This is a genomic window from Pseudomonas sp. SP16.1 (assembly GCF_052682975.1).
The window spans coordinates 2,644,727-2,665,352 of sequence record NZ_JBQYFZ010000001.1 but is presented as its reverse complement, the minus strand read 5'-3'; the positions used below and the strand labels follow the sequence as shown (position 1 = coordinate 2,665,352).

The following is a 20,626-nucleotide window of genomic DNA, read 5'->3' as shown; positions in this document are numbered from 1 at the left end:
TGTCTTGGTCAGGTCCAGGGGGGGAGGGCGATGGTGGCGAAAGGGCGCAAGCCGGTTCGCCGCCAGCACCCGTAGCGAACACGCCAGCCAGCCGGCGGCGTGTTCGGCTGATCCCGAGGCTTTTGCGATAAAGCTCTTGCCCGGTTGGTGGTCGCGCCCGTCGCCACGTTGGCGGATGCAACACCGGCCCTCCGCCCCCCCAAGAGGCGGAGAGGAGCTTTTTCCCAGACGCTTTCACCTTAGAACAATAACGACAGCCCGAGGAGGCAGCATGGCCGGACATCATATCGGCGACGACATCGAAGACACTTCCCAGGGCATACCGCGCCGTTATGCCTGGATCGTCTTCGCGCTGACCTTCGGCCTGCTGATCTCCGACTACATGTCGCGGCAGGTGCTCAACGCCGTGTTCCCCAGCCTCAAGGCCGAGTGGGCGCTGAGCGACACCCAGCTGGGCCTGCTCAGCGGCATAGTCGCCTTGATGGTCGGCCTGCTGACCTTCCCGCTGTCGCTGCTCGCCGACCGCTTCGGGCGGATCAAGAGCCTGACCCTGATGGCGGTGGTTTGGAGCCTGGCGACCCTGGGTTGCGCGGTGGCGGAGAACTACCAGCAGATGTTCGTCGCCCGCTTCCTGGTCGGGGTCGGCGAGGCCGCCTACGGCAGCGTCGGCATCGCCGTGGTGGTCTCGGTGTTTCCCCGCGACATGCGCGCCACCCTGTCCGGCGCCTTCATCTCCGGCGGCATGTTCGGCTCGGTGCTGGGCATGGCACTCGGCGGCGTGATGGCCCAGCACTTCGGCTGGCGCTGGGCCTTCGCCGGCATGGCGCTGTTCGGCCTGGCGCTGGCGCTGCTCTATCCGATCATCGTGCGTGAGTCGCGCATCGCCCCGCAGCGCGTGGCCAGTGCGGCCGGCGTCGCGGCGCAGAAGGTCGGCCGGCCGCTGCGCACCCTGTACTCCAGCCGCTCCGTGCTGTGCGCCTATGTCGCCAGCGGCCTGCAGCTGTTCGTCGGCGGCACCGTGATCGTGTGGATGCCCAGCTACCTCAACCGCTTCTACGGCATGAGCACTGACAAGGCCGGTGCGGTAGCCGCCATCATCGTGCTGTGCAGCGGGGTCGGCATGATCCTCTGCGGCATGCTCAGCGACCGCATGAGCCGCCAGGGGCCGGAGCGCAAGATCAACCTTTGCATGGCCTACTGCCTGGGCAGCTGCCTGCTGTTGTCGCTGGCCTTCGCCCTGCCGTTCGGCATGCCCCAGCTGTTGCTGATCTGCTTAGGGATGCTGATCGCCGCCGGCACCTCGGGCCCGGCCGGCGCCATGGTCGCCAACCTGACCCACTACAAGGTGCACGGCACCGCCTTTGCCACCCTGACCCTGGCCAACAACCTGCTCGGCCTGGCCACCGGCCCGCTGTTGACCGGCAAGGTGTCGGACCTGATCGGCCTGGACAATGCCTTCCAGCTGGTGCCGCTGGTGAGCATCGGCGCCGCCGCGGTGTTCCTGCTGGCCAAGCGCAGCTACCTGGACGACATGGCTCGCCTCAAGGGCGAGGGTGTCGAGGAAAAGGCCGTCGAGGCAGCGGTGGAGGTCCAGGCATGAGCGTCTCGCTGAAGGTCGACGTGTTCTTCGACTTCATCTGCCCCTGGTGCCTGATCGGCAAGCGCCAGTTGCAGCGGGCCCTGCGGCAGCTGCAGGGCGAGCAGCCCGGACTGCGGGTGGAGCAGCACTGGCATGGCGTGCAACTGTTGCCACACCTGCCCGTCGTCGGCGTGCCCTTTGCCGAGTTCTACCAGGCGCGCCTGGGCAGTGCGCAGGCCGTGCGCATGCGCCAGGCCCAGGTGCAGCAGGCCGCCAGCGCCGCCGGCCTGGACCTTGACCTGAGCCGTATCGAGCGCATGCCCAACACCGCCGATGCCCATCGCCTGCTGGCCTGCGCGACTGCCCTGGGCGACGCGGCGCAGGGCGAGCGTTTGCTCGAGCGGATGTTCGCCGCCTATTTCCAGCGCGGCGAGGATCTCGGCGATGCCGCCACCCTGCTGGCGATCGCCGAGGAGTGCGGCTTCGAACCGGTGCAGCTGGCGCCGGCGTTGCTCGGCAATGGCCTGCCGTACTTCCCACCGGCGACCAGCGAACGGGCGCCGAGCGTGCCGCATTTCGTCTTCAACGACAGCCTGGAGGTTTCCGGCGCGCAGCCGGCCGAGGTGTTGCTGGCGACCATGCAGCAGGCGCTGGCGCGGCAGCAGGAGCGGCGGGCATGAACCGGCGCGTGACCGTCGCGCGCGAGCGCGTGGCGAGCCCGGGGGCACGCCTGCTGCTCGAAGGCGACGGCTACAGCCTGGCGCTGTTCAACGTCGACGGGCAGTTCTACGCCATCGGCGACAGCTGCCCGCACCAGGGCGCCTCGCTGTGCGGCGGCAAGCTGCAGGGCAGGGTGATCCAGTGTGGCGCCCATGGCCTGCGCTTCGACCTGGCCAGCGGCTACCTGCTCAATTCCACCCAACTGAAAGTGCCCAGCTACCCGGTCGAGGTCGAGGGCGACCAGTTGCACATTCTCATTCCGGCGCAGGAGTCGGCCCAATGACCGCCATTACCCTGGTCCAGCTCAACGACCGCGTGCGCGAACTGGCGCCGGGCATCAGCGTCAGCCTGGTGGTCGCCGCGGCCGCCACCTTCCTCTCCGAGCACTACGGCGCGCCGGTGATGCTGTTCGCCCTGCTGCTGGGCCTGGCGCTGAACTTCCTTGCCGGCGAGGGCACCTGCAAGGCCGGTATCGAGTTCACCGCGCGCACCGTGCTGCGCCTGGGGGTGTGCCTGCTGGGCATGCGCATCACCCTGGAGCAGATCGTCGGCCTCGGCTGGAAGCCGGTGGCGCTGGTGGTGATCCTGGTGGTGCTGACCATCGCGCTGTCGGTGCTGGCGGCCAAGGCGCTGGGCTTCCAGCGTCTGTTCGGCATGCTCACCGGCGGCGCCACCGCGATCTGCGGCGCCTCGGCTGCGCTGGCGCTGGCCGCCGCGTTGCCCAACCACCCGCAGAAGGAGCGCGCCACCCTGTTCACCGTGATCGGCGTGTCGGCGCTGTCGACCCTGGCGATGATCCTCTACCCGATGATCGCCAACTGGTTCGCGCTGTCGCCCGAAGTCGCCGGGGTGTTCCTCGGTGCCACCATCCACGACGTGGCCCAGGTGGTCGGCGCCGGTTACAGCATGTCGCCGGAAACCGGCGACACCGCCACCGTGGTCAAGCTGATGCGCGTGGCCATGCTGCTGCCGGTCATAGTGGTGGCAGCCATGATCACCCGCATGCAGGGTGCCGAGACCGGCGGCAAGCGGCCGCCATTGCTGCCCTGGTTCGCCGTCGGCTTCCTGATCCTGGCCTGCATCAACAGCACAGGCTGGGTGCCGAGCCTGGTGCAGGGCGGCATCAACGAGCTGTCGCGCTGGTGTCTGGTGGTATCCATCGCCGCCCTGGGCATGAAGACCCAGCTCAAGGAGCTGGCCACCGTTGGGATCAAACCGATCCTGCTGATGATCGGCGAAACCGCCTTCCTCGCCGCGCTGGTCCTGGTGCTGCTGCATTGGGGCTGGTGATGCGCCATCCGAGCCTGTCTAGCCGAGAGTTGCCATGACCCAGAATCCCCAATCCCCCTCGACGGAGCCGTCCGCCGAGCCGGTCGCTGCCGCCGCGCGAAAGCCGCGCGCCAGCCGCGCCAAGAGTGCCCAGCCGGCCGGCCCGCAGCCAGTGAAGAAAGGCGTGAAGACGGCGCTCCAGCCCGCGCGCAAGCCTGCGCCGAAGAAGGTCGTGACCAAGGTCGCCAAGCCGACCGCCAGGTCGATCGTGCTGGAAACCGCCGGCGAGCTGGCCGAAGCGGCCGAGAAGCACACCCTGGCGGTGAGCCCGCTGATCGGCGTGCGTCCGCGCGACCTGCTCGGTGCCGCGGGCTCGCTGCTCAAGGCCGTGGCGCGCACCCCGTTCAAGGCCGGCATGCACAGCGGCAACTACCTGCGCGAGCTGTACCGCATCGCCAGCGGCGAGTCGCAGCTGGCGCCGGCAGCCAAGGACAAGCGCTTCGCCGACCCGGCCTGGCACAGCAACGTGTTTCTGCGTGCCCTGGTGCAGAGCTACCTGGCCGGCGAGCGCGAGCTCAATGCCTTTATCGATTCCTCGGACCTGCAGGGCGCCGACAAGGGCCGCGCGCGCTTCGTCGCCTCGCTGCTGGTCGATGCCCTGGCGCCGAGCAACCTGCTGCTGACCAACCCCACGGCGCTGCGCAAGGTGGTCGACACCGGCGGAGTCAGCCTGTTGCAGGGTGGACGCCAGCTGGCCCTTGACCTGCTGCACAACCGTGGCCTGCCGTCGCAGGTCGACAGCTCGTCGTTCAAGCTGGGCGAGAACATCGCCAGCGCCGAAGGTCAGGTGGTATTTCGCAACAAGATGTTCGAGCTGCTGCAGTTCGCGCCGACCACGCCGAGCGTGTTCAGCCGCCCGCTGGTGATGTCGCCGCCGCAGATCAACAAGTACTACGCCGTCGACCTGTCGCCGGAAAAAAGCCTGATCAAGTGGATCCAGGACAGCGGCGTGCAGCTGTTCGTCATCAGCTGGCGCAACCCCACCGCCAAGCAGCGCGACTGGGGCCTGTCCGACTACGTGCAGTGCCTGGACCAGGCGGTGGACGTGGCGCGGCAGATCACCGGCAGTCCCGACGTGAACATGTGGGGTTCCTGCTCCGGCGGCATCACCCTGGCCGCCTACCTGGGTTGGCTGGCGGCCCTGGGCGAGAGCGCCAAGGTGGCCAACACCAACTGGGCGGTGTGCGTGCTGGACATGCCTTCGGTGATGGACGACACCGGCATCGGCATGATCGCCACCCCGGCGGCGCTGGCTGCGGCCAAGGCCAACTCACGGCGCAAGGGCGTGCTCAGCGGCCAGGAAATGGCGCGCATGTTCGCCTGGCTGCGGCCCAACGACCTGATCTGGAACTACTGGGTCAACAACTACCTGCTGGGCAACAAACCGCCGGCCTTCGACATCCTGGCCTGGAACAGCGACACCACGCGCCTGCCGGCGCAGTTGCACGCCGACTACCTGGACCTGATCGAGAAGAACCCTTTCAGCAACCCGAACCAGCTGAGCATCGCCGGCCTGCCGATCGACATGACCCAGGTGCAGGTCGGCGCTTACGTGGTTGGCGGCACCACCGACCACATCACCCCCTGGCAGGGCTGTTACGGCACCGCCCGGCTGTTCGGCGAAGGCAGCACCTTCGTGCTCTCCAACGCCGGCCACCTGCAGAGCCTGGTCAACCCGCCGGGCAACCCCAAGGCCTATTTCCATGCCGCGCCGGCCGCCCAGCCTGAGGCCGAGGACTGGCTCAAGTCCGCCGGCGAGCGCCAGGAAGGCAGCTGGTGGCCGCACTGGCGGCAGTGGATCGGCGCGCGCTCCGGCGACAGCCGCAGCGCGCCGAAGTCGCTCGGCTCGAAGAAGTACCCGGCGCTGTGCGCCGCGCCCGGCACCTACGTGCTGGAGCGCTGAAGCAGCAGGCCCCGTTCAACCCAGAGGTATTCCATGAACAAGCTCTATCCCGATGCCCACGCCGCGCTGGCCGACATTGTCGCCGACGACATCACCATCGCCTCCGGTGGCTTCGGCCTGTGCGGCATTCCCGAGGCGCTGATCGAGGCGCTGCGCGAAACCGGCAAGCGCGGCTTGACCATCATCAGCAACAACTGCGGGGTGGATGACTTCGGTCTCGGCCCGCTGCTCTACAGTCGCCAGATCAAGAAGATGATTTCCTCCTACGTCGGCGGCAACAAGGAGTTCGAGCGCCAGTACCTGGCCGGCGAGCTGGAACTGGAATTCACTCCCCAGGGCACCCTGGCCGAGAAGCTGCGCGCCGGCGGCGCCGGCATCCCGGCCTTCTTCACCCGCACCGGCTACGGCACGCTGATTGCCGAAGGCAAGGAAACCCGCCAGTTCGACGGCGACTGGTACGTGATGGAGCGCTCCCTGACCGCCGATCTGGCGCTGATCAAGGGTGCCAAGGCGGACAAGGCCGGCAACCTGATGTTCAACAAGACCGCGCGCAACTTCAATCCGCTGTGCGCCAAGGCCGGCCGGGTGTGCGTGGCCGAGGTGGAGGAGATCGTCGAGGTCGGCGAGCTGGATCCGGACGAGATCCACCTGCCGGGCATCTTCGTGCAGCGCCTGGTGCTCAACGCCAACCCGGAAAAACGTATCGAAGTCCGTACGGTGAGGAGCTGATCATGGCCTGGACCCGCGAAGAAATGGCGCAGCGCGCCGCCCAGGAGCTGCAGGACGGCTTCTACGTCAACCTCGGCATCGGCCTGCCGACCCTGGTGGCCAACTACATCCCTGAAGGCATGGAGGTCTGGCTGCAGAGCGAAAACGGCCTGCTCGGCATCGGCCCCTTCCCCGGCGAGGAGGAGATCGACGCCGACCTGATCAACGCCGGCAAGCAGACCATCACCACCCTGGCCGGCAGCAGCTTCTTCGACAGCGCCGAGAGCTTCGGCATGATCCGCGGCGGCCATATCAACCTGGCCCTGCTCGGCGCCATGCAGGTGGCCGCCAACGGCGACCTGGCCAACTGGATGATCCCCGGCAAGATGGTCAAGGGCATGGGCGGCGCCATGGACCTGGTGGCCGGCGTGGGGCGCGTGGTGGTGATCATGGAACACTGCGCCAAGGACGGCTCGCACAAGATCCTCGAGCGCTGCGACCTGCCGCTGACCGGCGTGGGCGTGGTCGACCGGATCATCACCGACCTGGCCGTGCTGGACATCACCGAGCAGGGCCTGCAGCTGGTGGAGATGGCGCCGGGGGTGAGTTTCGAGGATCTGCAGGCCCTGACCGGCTGCCGGATCCTGCGTTAAAGCGCGGGGTTCCCTGTACTCCATGGCGGAACCCTGCACTTTGCCGGGGAAAGAGCGGACCCGGTCAATCTTGCGGCCGCTGCCATCCGGCAGTCGGCCGATTTTTTTTCAAGCGACTCAGGGTCGCGCAGCTGGTCCATCCGGGGGGCACCGCCCTGGATGTTTTGCGGCGGCTGGGGTAGCAGGCGTCCGCTTTTTTATTCCACGTCCGCGGCTGCAGCGCCTGCAGCCACGGGAGCGCCTGTCGTTGGCAGGCGCAGATCTGCTTAGCCCGATAACAATTAGAACGAGGTTAGGAGCATGCGCAGATTCATCCGGCTCGTACTGCTGTCAGTCGCAGCCCCGGCATTGGCCGACGGCCAGCCCCAGTCATTCAACGAACTGAACTCGCGTGGCCAGCTGCTCTGCGCCAGTGCCCTGCTGTACTTCGACCCGGTAGAGCGGGCGCCGGACCCACGCAGCCTGACGGCCGTCTACCACCATCTGCACAGCCTGCAGACTCATGTGCTGCAGCTGGGCCAGCCGCCCGCGCTGGCCGAGCCGCTGGAGGCCATGCAACGCAGCTTCGCCACGCTCGATGCACTGCCACGCCGGCAGCGTCAGGCCTATCCCGCGTTGCTGGCGCAGTTGCTTGTCCAGCAGCGCACGCTGCAGCAGGCCGCCGCCGACGCTCACGCGCGTGCCGCGGTCGACGCCGAGCCTTCGACGCAGCTATTGGAGCGGCAGAGCCTGGATCTGGCCAGCCTGCTGCTGGATTACCAGATACGCCACTATCCCTGGCCTTCCGGCATGCCGGTGGCCGCGCCGCGGGTCTCGCACGAGGCGCTCGATCAGGCGCTAGTCGAGCGTTTCGAGCAGTTGCGCCTGCTCCTGCCCGAGCATGCCGAGGCCCTGGCCAAGATCCGCAGCGGCTATCAGTTCGTCCGCCCGTTGCTGAACCAGCCGAGCGGGCGCGGCCAGGGCGGGGCGGAGTTCTACCTCAGCCGCGCGGTGCTCGACCTGGACGAACTGGCGGCGAGCCTGCGGCAGGGAAGCCCCTGAATCATCGTCCTTGCGGCACGCTCGAGGCGCCGCTCAGCAAAAACCGCTGGTTATCATCGCCGGCGGTGCCGCGGGCATCGGCCTGGCGCGCAGCGCTCTGGCGCTCGCCCAGTGGCCGGTGCAGGTAGCCGCCAAGGTGGTTGGTGCGCCGCTGCCCGGCAGGCGCTGAAGGCAAGCCTGGCGGCTCAGCTTTCCTTGCGCGGGCCGATCTTGTGCTCGGCGCGCCAGGCCGCCGGCGGCATGCCGAACTGGGCGATGAACCAGCGGGTGAAGGAACTGGGGAGGGAGTAGCCGAGCATGTCGGCGATGCGCGCCAGGGAGTAGCCGGGGTTCTCCAGGTAGCGGATCACCAGGTCGCGGCGCACGCCGTTGATCAGTTCGCTGAAGGTGGTGCCGCCTTCCTCCTCCAGGCGGCGCTGCAGGGTGCGCACGTTCATGCCCTGGGCCTGGGCGATCTGCTCGATGGTGGCGCGGCCCATGGGCAGCAGCAGGTAGATGGCCTTGCGCACGTCGTGGGCCAGCGAGTGCTCGCCTTCCTGCTGCAGCGAGTCCAGGTAGCGCCGGGCGTGGCGGGCCATGGCCTCGTTGGCCAGGGGGTTGGCCGCATCCAGGTCGGCCGCCGGACAGACGATACCGTTGAATTCGCTGCCGAACTCCAGCTTGCAGCCGAAGATGCGCCGGTGCACGGTCAGGTCGGCCGGCGCCTCATGGGTGAAGTTGACGCTGATCGGGTGCCAGTGCGCGCCGAGCAGGGCGGCGCAGAAACGGTACATCACGCCGATGGCCAGCTCGATGGCCTGGCGACTGTGGGTCGGATAATCGCTGACCACCTCCTCGCGAATGATCACCGTCTTGCCGGCTTCCTCGATAAAGATGGCCAGCGAGTCGTTGAGCAGGTGGCGGTACTGCACGATCACCTGCAGCGCATCGCGCAGGCTGCGTTGATGGCTGAGCAGCAGGCTGACCTCGCCGAAGTCCGACAGCTGGCGCAGCTCGGCCATGCGCAGGCCGAAGGTGTCGCAGCCGCTGGCACGGGCCGACGCCTCCATCAGGCGAATGGCCGCCGTCACCGGGATGCGCTGTTCAGTCTCGTTGAGGACGGTCTGGCTGAGCCCGGCCTCGGACATCAAGGCATGGCTGTTCAGACCGAAGCGCCGTGCTACTTCCAGGTAGTTGGTCAGTACGGCGGAACGGGCTTGGGCAGTCATGGTGTATTCGCTCTCGAGGCGGCTCTGGGGTGGCCGCGGGGCTTGGTTTGTGCTCGTTAGCTTATAGAACCTTCGTCACGAAATGAAAAGTGTCTGACAGCCAAAGCAAAGTGACCGGGTGGCTGCATTCCTAGAATTCCGGGCCTTTGGTCAGAATGCTCTTGTTGCGAAAGCATCGACGCGATGGGCATCTGCGCGAATTCATCCAGCCGTCGGTTCGCCGACAGGAGTTCTCATGCGCCTGAACATGCCCCTCAGTGGCCGCGAGCGCTGCTTTCCCGCCGACCAGCGTCTGGTTTCCGCAACCGATACGCGCGGCGTCATCACCTACTGCAACGACGAGTTCGTCGAGGTCAGCGGCTACAGCCGCGAGGAGCTGATCGGTAGCCCGCACAATCTGGTGCGCCACCCGCACATGCCCCCCGCGGTGTTCGGCCATATGTGGGAGTACCTCAAGGCCGGCAAGAGCTGGATGGGCATCGTGCAGAACCGCTGCAAGAACGGTGATCACTACTGGGTCAACGCCTATGTCACGCCCATTCTCGAGGACGGCCGGGTGGTGGGCTACGAGTCGGTGCGAGTGCGGCCGGAGGTCGAGCAGGTGCGTCGCGCCGAAGCTCTCTACGCGCGGCTGAATCAGGGCCGGGCGGCGGCATCGGCGGGTGAGCGGCTGGGCGTGGCCGCGCGCTTCCTGCTGTTGCCCCTGCTGGGTGTGGCGCTGGGACCGCTGATGTTCAGCACCGGCCATCCCGGCCTTGCCGTCGCCCTGGTGATCCTGCTGTCGCTGGGCCAGACGGTCGCGACCATGGCGTTCGTCAAGCGGGCTTTGCAGCGGGTCGCCCAGGCGGCGCCCAAGGCCTTCGACAGCGAACTGGTGGCGCGCACCTACACCGACGACACCGGTGCCGTTGCGCGCCTGCAGTTGGCGCTGCTCAGCGAAGGCGCGCGGATTCGTACCGCCCTCGGACTGATGACCGACTACGCCGACCTGACCGCCAGCCAGGCGTCGCAGAATGGCCAGCTGGTGCAGCAAGCCGAGCAGGCGCTGCAGGCGCAGCGGGTCGAGGCCGAAATGGCGGCCACCGCCATGCAGGAGATGGCCGCCTCGATCGGCGAGGTCGCCGGCCATGTGCAACTGACCGCTGAGGAGGCGCGCCAGGTTAACCGGCTGGCCCGCGATGGCAGCGCCCAGGCCCGGGAAAGCCGTGTGGTGGTGGAGAAGCTGGCGCACACGGTCGAGGGCATCAGTCGCTCGGTGGCGGGCCTGGCCAGCGAGGCCCAGTCGATCCAGCAGGCGGCCAACATGATTCGCGCCATCGCCGAGCAGACCAATCTGCTGGCTCTCAACGCCGCCATCGAGGCGGCGCGCGCCGGCGAGCAGGGCAGGGGCTTCGCCGTGGTGGCCGACGAGGTGCGGGCGCTGGCGTCCAAGACCCAGGAATCCACCGAGGCCATCCAGGCCATCATCGCCAGTCTGCAGAATGTCGCCGATCGGGCCGTGCAGGTCGCCCGCCTGGGTAGCGACGAGGCCCACAGCGGCGTGCAGCGAGTGGTGGAGACCGAGGGGGCGCTGGCGGGCATCGGCCAGGCGGTCGAGCGCATCCACCAGATGGCCGAGCAGATGGCCTGCGCCGCCGAGCAGCAGAGCCTGGTGGCCGAGGACATCTCCCGGCAGATCGCCAACATCTCCCAGGCCGCCGAGCAGAACGCGCAGATCACCGGGCGCTCGGCCCAGTTGGGCGGCGAGCTGGAGTCCACCGCGCACGCCCTGCATGCGCTGGTCGCGCGCTTCAATCGCTGAGGCGTGGCCATGGACATGCCGGTCAATCCCGCACCGGGCTTCGGCCTCGACCAGCTGGCCCGTGCGGTGTTCGACACCGCGGTCGACAGCATGATCGTCATCGACGGCCGAGGGCGGGTGCGCGAGCTCAACCCTGCAGCCGAGCGCACCTTCGGTTACCCCCGCGAGGAGCTGCTGGGGCAGAACGTTTCCCTGCTCATGCCGCAGCCCTATCGCAGCGCCCATGACGGCTACCTGGCGAGCTATCGCGACGGCGGCAGGCCTACCATCATCGGCCAAGGTCGCCAGGTGACCGGTCGTCGCCGCGACGGTAGCTGCTTTCCCCTGCATCTGAGCGTCGGCGAGTTCGAGCTGGAGGGGCAGCGCCTGTTCGTCGGCATCTGCCACGACACCAGTCAACGGCAGGCACTGCTGGAGCAGCTGACCCAGCTGGCCGAGCACGACGTGCTCACCGGCTGCCTCAATCGCCACCAGCTGCACGACCGCCTGCAGCAGGCGATCAATGCCTGCGATCGGGATGGCCGGGGGCTGGCGCTGATCTTCATCGACCTGGACGGCTTCAAGCAGATCAACGACCACCATGACCATCAGGTCGGCGACCAGCTGCTGCAGGGCGTTGCCCAGCGCCTGCGCGGCAGCCTGCGCGAGGGCGACGCGTTGGTACGGGTGGGCGGCGACGAGTTCGTGGTGATCGCCCGGGTGGGCGATCTGCAGGCCGAGCCGCTGAGGCTGGGCGAGCGTCTGCTGGAGACGCTGCTGGGCCGCTTTCGCATCGGTGGTCTCAGCCTGCGGGTCGGCGCCAGCCTGGGCATCAGCCTGTATCCCGGCGACAGCCAGGGCGTGGACCAGTTGCTCAACGACGCCGACCTGGCGATGTATCAGGCCAAGGCCGCCGGCGGCAACTGCCTGCGCCTGTTCGAGCAGGCCATGCGCAACCAGGTGGTGGTGCGCCGGCAGATGGTCGATCGGCTGCGCCGGGCCCTGCTCGAGCAGCGTCTGGAACTGCACTACCAGCTGCAGTGCGAGCTGCAGCCGCCCTATCGCCCCGTGGGCCTGGAGGCATTGCTGCGTTGGTGCGAGCAGGGCTGCGAGCAGTCGCCCGGAGACTTCATTCCCCTGGCCGAGGAACACGGCCTGCTGCCGGCCATCACCGAATGGGTGTTGCGGCGCGCCTGTCGCGACAACCTGGAGCTGATCCGTGACGGCCTGCTGGATGTGCCGGTGGCGGTGAACATCTCCGGCTGTACCTTTCTGCGCCAGGGCTTCCAGACCCTGGTGCGCGACAGCCTGGCGCAAAGTGGGCTGTCGAGCGACCGGCTCGAGCTGGAGATCACCGAGCGTCTGGCGGTGCGCGATCCGCAGGAGGCCGCGCGGGTCATCAACGAGCTGCGCGGCGACGGGGTCATGCTTAGCATGGACGACTTCGGCACCGGTTATTCCTCGCTCGGCGCGCTCAAGCACCTGCCGTTCGACCGGCTGAAGATCGACCGCAGCTTTATCGCCGGTCTGCCCGACGACCGCGTCGACCAGGCCATCGTGCGCTCGGCCCTGACCATGGCGGCCAGCCTCGGCATGCAAGTGCTGGCCGAGGGTATCGAGAGCGAGGCGCAGCTCGACTGGCTGTGCCAGGCCGGCTGCGGCCTGGGGCAGGGCTACTGGCTGGCCCGGCCGATGCCTCTGGCCCGGCTGCGCGATTGGCTGGGCGGCGGGGTCGATTCCTCCGCGGCGCCGGTGCATGTGTCGACAATCGCCGTGCCTGTCACCAAATGAAAAGGTACTGACGTGCAATGTAAAGCGCCAAGGCGAGCCGGAATCTACTGTCATCACTACGGGCGACCGGTAGCCGGTACCGCCCAGATCGATAACGACAGGTGAGTCTGGCGATGAGTGAAACCACCGTATTGATAGTTCCGGGCCTGCGCGATCACGTGCCCGCCCACTGGCAGACGCTGCTGCAGGCGAGGCTGGCCAGGGTGCGCTCGGTGGCGCCGCTGGAGGACAACAAGCTGAGCCTGGAGGCACGTGTGGCCGCGATCCAGCAGGAGCTGGAGCAGATCGACGGGCCGGTGATTCTGGTCGCCCACAGCGCCGGCGTGCTGATGGTGGTGCATTGGGCCGCCCGTCACTCTCGCCCGATCAAGGGCGCGTTGCTGGCGGCGCCGCCGGATATGGCCGCGCAGTGGCCGGAAAACTATCCGACCCCGGACAGCCTGCGCGCCAACGGCTGGGCGCCGCTGCCCAAGGGCAAGCTGCCGTTCCCCAGCATCCTGGCCGCCAGCACCAACGACTACTTGGCCAGCTTCGAGGCCGCAGCGCACATGGCCGAAGAGTGGGGCAGCCAACTGATCAACCTGGGTGACGTCGGCCATCTCAACCCGGCCTCCGGCTACGGCGAGTGGGCACGGGCCGAGGACTTCATCCACGACCTGGACAGCTGAACGCAGGCGACTGCAGACGAGTCGCGCCGCCGGAAGCGGTCGCCGATTTCCGGTCGAGCCGGAGCGGCAACAGCTCGCATCTCGCACCAGCGAATGCGGGGCGTTGTTAGAGCCACAAACACAACAAGCGGAGACAACCGATGCACAATAATAACAATCACGCACTGAGGCCCCTGCGCCGCAGCCTGCTGGCTTCGGCCATCCTGGCTGCTTACCTGCCCGCTGCCCACGCCATCGAAGTCGATATGGGGAACGAGGACTGGGCGGTACGTTTCGACAACACGGTCAAGTACAACTACGGGGTGCGCACCGAGAGCGCCGACCCGCGCATGCTGGCCACGCCGAACAACAACGACGGCGACTACAACTTCCGCCGCTCCGGCACCAACATCACCAATCGCGTCGACCTGCTGACCGAACTCGACGTGGTCTACCAGAACCGCATGGGCTTTCGCGTCAGCGCCGCCTCCTGGTACGACAAGGCCTACGACAACACCGGCTCCAACTCCAATCCCTTCGTCAACGGCAACGATGCTGCCAGCGGCATGACCACCCAGCATCCGCTGGTCGGCCCGTTTGCCAGCGCCGACGGCCTGGGCAACGGCAACCCGCACCTGAGCCGCTATGCCAAGCGCTACTACAGCGGCCCGTCCGGCGAGATCCTCGACGCCTTCCTGTTCTACAGCACCGAGGTCGGCGAGGAGTCGCTGCTGAGCGTCAAGGCCGGCCAGCACAACGTGTTCTGGGGCGAGACCATCCTCAACCCGGTGCATTCGGTCAGCTACGGCCAGTCCGGCCTGGACCTGGCCAAGCTCGCCGCCTCGCCGGGCACCGAGGCCAAGGAGCTGTTCATGCCGCGCAACCAGCTCTCCACCAGCTTCACCCTGAATTCCGAGTGGACCTTCGGTGCCCAGTATTTCTTCGACTGGGACGCCGCCCGCCTGCCCGAGGCCGGCACCTACTATGGCACCTCCGACCTGCTCGGCGAGGGCGCGCAGTCCTTCCTGCTCGGCCACACCGCGACGCCGCCAGGCTTCCTCGGCCAGGATGCGCTGACCAACGTCCGCCGCGGCGACGACAACACGCCGAACGACAGCGGCGATTGGGGGCTGATGGCCAAGTGGGCGCCGGAGTGGCTGGACGGCACGCTGGGCTTCTACTACCGCAGAACCTCCGACATCCTGCCGCAGGCCGTGCTGGACGCGCGCTCGCTGTCGCTGACCCAGGGCGGCTGCGTGGTGGCGCCGGGTGGCGTGGTCAGCGTACCGGCTACCGGCGTCTGCCGCCTGGTCGATTCCCTGGCCGGCACCAGCTACAACCTGTCCTACGGCGACGACATCGACATCTATGGCCTGAGTCTGTCCAAGGATTTCGCCGGCGTCAGCGTCGGCAGCGACCTGAACATCCGCAAGAACATGCCGCTGGCCAGCATCCCGGCCATCGTCAGCGCCACCGGCCCGGGCGGGTTGGCCGCCGGCCTGGGTGCGCTGCCGCCGCGCAGTGCCGGTTCCGGCGTGGTCACCGACCTGCCGGGCGAGGGCGACAGCATGGCCGCCACCGGCGACACCCTGCACTGGACCCTCAACGGCCTGCTGGCCATCGCCGAGACGCCGCTGTTCGACTCCGCGACGTTGCTGGGCGAGCTGTACTACAGCAACCTGCTGTCGCTCGATAGCAAGAACGAGGCGCTGTACAAGGGCAAGGACACTTACCGCGGCATCGACAAGCCGACCCGCGACAACTGGGGCCTGGCAGTCAACTTCACCCCGACCTGGTACCAGGTGTTCCCGGGCGTGGATCTCTCCGCGCCGATGTCGATCAACGTCGGTCTCGACGGCGTCTCGCCGGTGGTCGCCGGCGGTGCCGAGGACACCGGCAACTACGCGGTGGGCGTTAGCGCGGCCATCTACAACCAGTACTACGTCGACCTCAAGTACGTCGATTCCTTCGGCGATTCGGCCAAGTGCGAGGACGGCGCGACCGATGGCGCGACCCCCAACGCCCTGGACGGTACCGAGCGTTACACCTGCTACGGCGGCGGCTATGCCTCCTTCTCCGGCGGTGGGGCCACCGGCGAAGACCGGGGTGCGCTCTATCTGACTTTCAAGACCACCTTCTGATCTACGAACTACCCAGCTTGCGAGCAGGAGTACACCCAATGAAATTCGTGAAAACCCTACTGGCTGCCTCTCTGGCACTGGTCGTTGCACAGGCCCAGGCCGCCGTATCCGCCGACGAGGCTGCCAAGCTCGGCCAGAGCCTGACCCTGGTCGGTGCCGAGAAAGCCGGCAATGCCGACGGCTCCATCCCGGCCTTCGAGGGCGGCCTGACCACTGCCCCGGCGGGCTTCAAGAACGGCGACACCGTGCGCCCCGATCCCTTCGCCGGCGAGCAGCCGCTGCTGGTGATCGACGGCAAGAACGTCGAGCAGTACAAGGACCAGCTGACCGCCGTCACCTACGAGCTGGCCAAGCGTTACCCGAGCTTCCGCGCCGAGGTCTACCCCAGCCACCGCACCGCGACCATGCCGCAGGTGCTGCTGGACAACACGGTGAAGAACGCCACCGGGGCCAAGTCGCTGGAAGGCGGCAACGCCATCGAGAACGTGCTGCCGGGCATTCCCTTCCCGATTCCGCAGTCCGGCGCCGAGGCCATGTGGAACCACCTGCTGCGCTTCCAGGGCGCGGGTTACACCACCAAGTACGACTCCTGGAACGTCGATTCCGCCGGCGTCGCTACCCTGGCCACCACCGGCACTGCGTTCAACGCCTTCCCGATCTATGAAGACGCGAACAAGGTGATCGACGCCAAGGACACCTACTTCCAGACCAAGCTGTACTACAGCGGCCCGGCCCGCCGCGCCGGCGAGTCGCTGATGCTCAAGGACGCCGCCAACCCGCTGGAGCAACCGCGTCGCGCCTGGCAGTACCTGCCTGGCGTGCGCCGGGTCAAGCTGGCGCCGAACCTGGCCTACGACACCCCGAACCCAGGCACCGCCGGCTCCGGCACCTACGACGACATCTATGTGTTCAACGGTGCGCTGGATCGCTACGACTGGAAGCTGGTCGGCAAGGAAGAGATGTTCGTGCCCTACAACACCTACAAGCTCACCTACATCAAGGACCCCAAGCAGCTGACCACGCCGAACCACCTGGCGCCGGAGTTCGTGCGCTGGGAGAAGCATCGCGTATGGGTGGTCGAGGGCACGCTGAAGGACGGCGCTCGTCACATCTATGCCAAGCGCCGCTTCTACCTCGACGAGGACAGCTGGAACGCCCTGGCCTCCGACCAGTACGACGCCGGCGGTCAGCTGTATCGCGGCTCCTTCAGCTTCCTGACCCAGAGCTACGATGTCGCTACGCCCAACACCGCGCCCCACGTCATCTATGACCTGGTAGGCGGCAGCTACAACGTCAACGGCGTGGTCGGCCCGTACGGCGGCATCAAATACATCGAGCCGCTCTCCAAGGCCCAGTGGTCGCCCGAGGCACTGGCCGGCGCGGGTATCCGCTGACCCCACGGGCCGGGCTCCTGGCCCGTGGGCCGGGCCCGCAGCCATGCCCGGCTGCGGGCCGGTTTATTCCGACCCTGCAGGCGGGCCTCTGACTTGCGGCTGCGCCCGGGTGCAGGGCTTTTTTTGATGAGGACGCGGTATGTGTGCTTTCCGACGGTACGTTCAGATCGCTGCGGGCGCTTTGCTGATGCTGCTGCAGTGCGCTGCCTGGGCCAACAGCTATGTCGACGTACTGGACCTGCCGGCCAAGCTCAGCCCCCTGGCCGTGAAAAGTCCGCTACAGGACGTGGTCCACGCGGGCAGTCGTCTGGTGGCGGTCGGTCAGCGTGGCCATATTCTTTATTCCGACGACGCCGGGCAGAACTGGCGGCAGGCCCGGGTGCCGGTCAGTGTCGACCTCAATGCCGTGCACTTCCCGACGGCCGAGCAAGGTTGGGCGGTGGGTAACGACGGGGTGATCCTGCATAGCCGCGATGGCGGCGCGACCTGGAGCCTGCAGCTCGACGGCCGCGCTATCGGGCGTCTGCTGATCGAGCATTACGGCCAGCTGGCGCGCCAGCAGCCCGGCGACGAGCGCTGGAGCATGCTGGTGGAGGAAGGGCGGCGCCTGGACGAGCAGGGCGCGGACAAACCGTTTCTCGATGTATGGTTCGCCAACGCGCGGCAAGGCTACGCCGTTGGCGTGTTCAATCTGATTCTCGCGACTGCCGATGGCGGGCAGACCTGGGTTCCGTTCCAGGACCGTATCGACAACCCTCAGGGGCTTCACCTCAATGCCATCAACTCTACCGGCGATGCGCTCTATATCGCCGGTGAACAGGGGCTGCTGCAGAAGTGGGACGAGGCTCTCGGGCGCTTCAGCGCCGTGTCGAGTCCCTATGCGGGCAGCTTCTTCGGCGTGACCGGCAAACCTGGCGGCGAAGTGCTGGTCTACGGCCTGCGCGGCCACGCCTATCTCAGCCGCGATGGCGGCCAGACCTGGCAGGCCTTGCAAACCGATTTGCAGGTCAGCGTTACCGCCGCCACCCAGGATCCGGCCGGCCGCTACCTGTTGTTCACCCAGGCCGGACACAAGCTTCTGGTCGAGGAGCGGCGCTCCGCGTTAAGCGTGCAGCCGCAGGACGGCCAGTCGCCGGTTGGTGCCGCGGTGCTGGCCGCCAATGGCCAGTTGATTCTTGTCGGCGTCCGCGGCGTGCGGGCATTGCCTGCCGAATAACCAGCAGAACAAGAGCGAGTACCCTGCAATGGGCAATATCAAGCAAGACACCATGCCGGTGATCGAGAGCCTGGACGACTTCGACCCGCGTACCGGCAATCTGCTGGAACGCGCGGTGTTCAACAACCGCCTGGCCTTCGTCGTGCTGATGACGCTGGTCACCCTGGTGCTCGGCTATATGGCCGTGACCCGTCTGGAGATGCGTCCCAGCTTCGAGAAGATGATTCCGCAGAGCCAGCCCTACATTCAGAACTTCCTGGAGAACCGCGCCTCGCTGCGTGGTCTGGGCAACTCGGTGCGGGTGGTGGTGGAAAATACCGAGGGGGATATCTTCGACCCCGAGTACCTGGACGTACTCAAACAGGTCAACGATCAGCTGTTCCTCACCGCCGGCGTCGACCGGGCCTGGATGAAGTCGCTGTGGGCGCCCTCGGTACGCTGGACGGAGGTGACGGAGGAGGGCTTCCAGGGCGGCCCGGTGATGCCCGATTCCTATCGGGGCACGCCCGAGGACATCGAGGCGCTACGGCAGAACATCAACCGTGCCGGTATCGTCGGCAGCCTGGTGGCCAGCGATTTCAAGTCGAGCATGCTGATCGTGCCGCTGCTCGATCGCGACACCGCCACCGGCAAGGGCATCGACTACCACCAGTTCTCGCGGGTGCTCGAAGAGCAACTGCGCGATCGTTTCGAATTCGCCGGAGATAGCGCTGCGCGCAAGGCCGGCGAGGAGGGTGGCGGCAAGTACAAGATCCGCGTGATCGGCTTCGCCAAGCTGGTCGGCGATCTGGTCGACGGCCTGATCCAGGTGATGATGTTCTTCGCCGTCGCGGTGGTCAGCGCCTTCTTCATCATCCTGCTTTACACCCGCTGCATCCGCAGCACCCTGTTGGTGATTCTGTGCTCGCTGGTGGCGGTGGTCTGGCAGCTGGGCATCGTCGCCTGGCTGGGTTATGCCATCGACCCCTACTCGGTGCTGGTGCCCTTTCTGGTGTTCGCCATCGGTGTGTCCCATGCCTCGCAGAAGATGAACGGCATCATGCAGGACATCGCCCGTGGCACCCACCGGCTGGTGGCCGCGCGCTTCACCTTCCGCCGCCTGTTCATCGCCGGCGTCACCGCGCTGCTGTCAGACGCCGTGGGCTTTGCCGTGCTGATGCTGATCGACATTCCGGTGATCCAGGAACTGGCCATCACCGCCAGCATCGGCGTGGCGGTGCTGATCTTCGCCACTTTGCTGCTGATGCCGGTGGCATTGTCTTATGTCGGCGTCAGCCCGAAGGCGGCCAAGCGCGCGCTGGTGATCGACGTGCGCGCCGCCGATCACCGCGGCTTCGGCAAGCTCTGGGACTTTCTCGATCGCTTCACCACCCGGCGCTGGGCCACCGGGGCGGTGGTGGTGGCCGTGCTGCTGGCCGGTGGCGGCCTGGTGGTCAGCCAGCAGCTGCAGATCGGCGATCTGGACAGCGGCGCTCCCGAACTGCGCGCCGATTCGCGCTACAACCGCGACAACACCTACATCACCAGCCACTACGCGCTGTCCAGCGACCTGTTCGCGGTGATGATCAAGACCGCGCCGGAAGGCTGCCTGAACTACCAGACCCTGATCCTCGCCGACCGCCTGGCCTGGGAGCTGCAGCAGCATCCGGGGGTGCAGACCACGGTATCGCTGGTCAATGCGGTGCGTCAGATCACCGCCGGCAGCTTCGAGGGCAACCCCAAGCTCAACAGCATCCAGCGCAACCAGGACATGCTCAACTACGCGGCGCAGCAGGCCTCGGTCAATGCTCCCGAGCTGTTCAACACCGACTGCTCGCTGATGCCGGTGATCGCCTTCCTCAAGGATCACAAGGCCGAGACCCTGGATGGCGTGGTGGCCATCGCCGATCGCTTCGCCCGCGACAACAGCACCCCGGAGCGCCAGTTCCTGCTCGCCGCGGGCAGCGCCGGGATCGAGGCCGCCACCAATATCGTGGTGCGCGAGGCCAACCGCACCATGCTGTTCTACGTCTATACAGCGGTGATCCTGTTCTGCCTGATCGCCTTCCGTAGCTGGCGGGCGGTACTGGTGGCGGTGCTGCCGCTGGTGCTCACCTCGATCCTCTGCGAGGCGCTGATGGTGCTGCTGGGCATCGGCGTCAAGGTCGCCACCCTGCCGGTGATCGCCCTCGGCGTGGGCATCGGTATCGACTACGCGCTGTATTTGATGAGCGTGCAGCTGCACTACCAGCGCCACGGCATGACGCTATCGGATTCTTATAAGAATGCGGTGGCCTTCACCGGGCGGGTCGTGGGGTTGGTGGGCATCACCCTGGCGGCAGGGGTGGTCACCTGGTTCTGGTCGCCGATCAAGTTCCAGGCCGACATGGGCATCCTGCTGACCTTCATGTTCCTGGTGAACATGCTCGGCGCGCTGATCCTGGTGCCCTCGCTGTCCTACTTCCTGCTCTCCGACCAGCGCTTCGTGCCGTCTCCCGCTGCCACCGTGGCAGGGATGGCCAGCAGCTAGCAAGGCG

At 67.1% G+C, this 20,626-nt stretch carries 16 protein-coding genes; 15 read left to right on the top strand and 1 reads right to left on the bottom strand.

The window, feature by feature from the left end; translation table 11 throughout:
- Window positions 1-271: 271 nt before the first annotated feature.
- The 8 genes from ACUTAF_RS12870 (at window position 272) to ACUTAF_RS12835 (ending at window position 7,933) form a co-directional block, all read left to right on the top strand.
- Window positions 272-1,600, top strand: a complete 1,329-nt coding sequence (locus tag ACUTAF_RS12870) for an MFS transporter (RefSeq protein WP_445580333.1) — start codon at window positions 272-274, stop codon at window positions 1,598-1,600.
- Complete coding sequence (locus ACUTAF_RS12865) at window positions 1,597-2,259, top strand: DsbA family oxidoreductase (protein WP_445580332.1); 663 nt, start codon at window positions 1,597-1,599, stop codon at window positions 2,257-2,259. Before ACUTAF_RS12870 ends, ACUTAF_RS12865 begins: the two co-directional genes overlap by 4 nt.
- A complete protein-coding gene (locus tag ACUTAF_RS12860) occupies window positions 2,256-2,582 on the top strand; it encodes a Rieske (2Fe-2S) protein (RefSeq protein ID WP_445580331.1) in 327 nt (108 codons plus the stop codon). Before ACUTAF_RS12865 ends, ACUTAF_RS12860 begins: the two co-directional genes overlap by 4 nt.
- Window positions 2,579-3,589: a YeiH family protein gene (locus ACUTAF_RS12855; RefSeq protein ID WP_445580330.1), complete on the top strand. Its 1,011-nt coding sequence runs from the start codon at window positions 2,579-2,581 to the stop codon at window positions 3,587-3,589. Before ACUTAF_RS12860 ends, ACUTAF_RS12855 begins: the two co-directional genes overlap by 4 nt.
- Window positions 3,590-3,623: 34 nt before the next feature.
- On the top strand, window positions 3,624-5,531 hold the full coding sequence (locus ACUTAF_RS12850) for an alpha/beta fold hydrolase (RefSeq protein WP_445580329.1): 1,908 nt from the start codon (window positions 3,624-3,626) through the stop codon (window positions 5,529-5,531).
- A 33-nt stretch (window positions 5,532-5,564) separates the two neighbouring features.
- Window positions 5,565-6,260, top strand: coding sequence for a CoA transferase subunit A (locus tag ACUTAF_RS12845; RefSeq protein WP_445580328.1), 696 nt, complete (start codon window positions 5,565-5,567; stop codon window positions 6,258-6,260).
- A 2-nt stretch (window positions 6,261-6,262) separates the two neighbouring features.
- On the top strand, window positions 6,263-6,892 hold the full coding sequence (locus ACUTAF_RS12840) for a CoA transferase subunit B (RefSeq protein ID WP_445580327.1): 630 nt from the start codon (window positions 6,263-6,265) through the stop codon (window positions 6,890-6,892).
- A gap of 300 nt (window positions 6,893-7,192) precedes the next feature.
- A complete protein-coding gene (locus tag ACUTAF_RS12835) occupies window positions 7,193-7,933 on the top strand; it encodes a hypothetical protein (RefSeq protein ID WP_445580326.1) in 741 nt (246 codons plus the stop codon).
- Between the two features lie 185 nt (window positions 7,934-8,118).
- Here ACUTAF_RS12835 and ACUTAF_RS12830 read toward each other — a convergent pair whose 3' ends face one another.
- Window positions 8,119-9,141 (bottom strand): AraC family transcriptional regulator, encoded by a 1,023-nt coding sequence (locus tag ACUTAF_RS12830; protein ID WP_445580325.1) that lies wholly within the window; start codon window positions 9,139-9,141, stop codon window positions 8,119-8,121.
- A gap of 235 nt (window positions 9,142-9,376) precedes the next feature.
- Between ACUTAF_RS12830 and ACUTAF_RS12825 the strand changes: the two genes are divergently transcribed.
- From ACUTAF_RS12825 to ACUTAF_RS12795, 7 genes are all read left to right on the top strand, one after another.
- A complete protein-coding gene (locus ACUTAF_RS12825; RefSeq protein ID WP_445580324.1) occupies window positions 9,377-10,942 on the top strand; it encodes a methyl-accepting chemotaxis protein in 1,566 nt (521 codons plus the stop codon).
- A gap of 9 nt (window positions 10,943-10,951) precedes the next feature.
- The gene (locus ACUTAF_RS12820; RefSeq protein WP_445580323.1) at window positions 10,952-12,712 is read left to right on the top strand and encodes a putative bifunctional diguanylate cyclase/phosphodiesterase; all 1,761 of its coding nucleotides are present in this window, start codon (window positions 10,952-10,954) and stop codon (window positions 12,710-12,712) included.
- Window positions 12,713-12,813: 101 nt separating this feature from the next.
- Window positions 12,814-13,380 (top strand): RBBP9/YdeN family alpha/beta hydrolase, encoded by a 567-nt coding sequence (locus ACUTAF_RS12815; protein WP_445580322.1) that lies wholly within the window; start codon window positions 12,814-12,816, stop codon window positions 13,378-13,380.
- 140 nt (window positions 13,381-13,520) lie between these two features.
- Window positions 13,521-15,500, top strand: coding sequence for a DUF1302 domain-containing protein (locus ACUTAF_RS12810; protein ID WP_445580321.1), 1,980 nt, complete (start codon window positions 13,521-13,523; stop codon window positions 15,498-15,500).
- Window positions 15,501-15,538: 38 nt separating this feature from the next.
- Window positions 15,539-16,894 carry a DUF1329 domain-containing protein gene (locus ACUTAF_RS12805; protein WP_445580320.1) on the top strand — a complete coding sequence of 452 codons (1,356 nt, stop codon included), beginning with the start codon at window positions 15,539-15,541 and terminating at the stop codon, window positions 16,892-16,894.
- A gap of 139 nt (window positions 16,895-17,033) precedes the next feature.
- The gene (locus ACUTAF_RS12800) at window positions 17,034-18,110 is read left to right on the top strand and encodes a WD40/YVTN/BNR-like repeat-containing protein (RefSeq protein ID WP_445580319.1); all 1,077 of its coding nucleotides are present in this window, start codon (window positions 17,034-17,036) and stop codon (window positions 18,108-18,110) included.
- A gap of 28 nt (window positions 18,111-18,138) precedes the next feature.
- Window positions 18,139-20,619, top strand: a complete 2,481-nt coding sequence (locus ACUTAF_RS12795; protein ID WP_445580318.1) for an efflux RND transporter permease subunit — start codon at window positions 18,139-18,141, stop codon at window positions 20,617-20,619.
- Window positions 20,620-20,626: the final 7 nt, after the last annotated feature.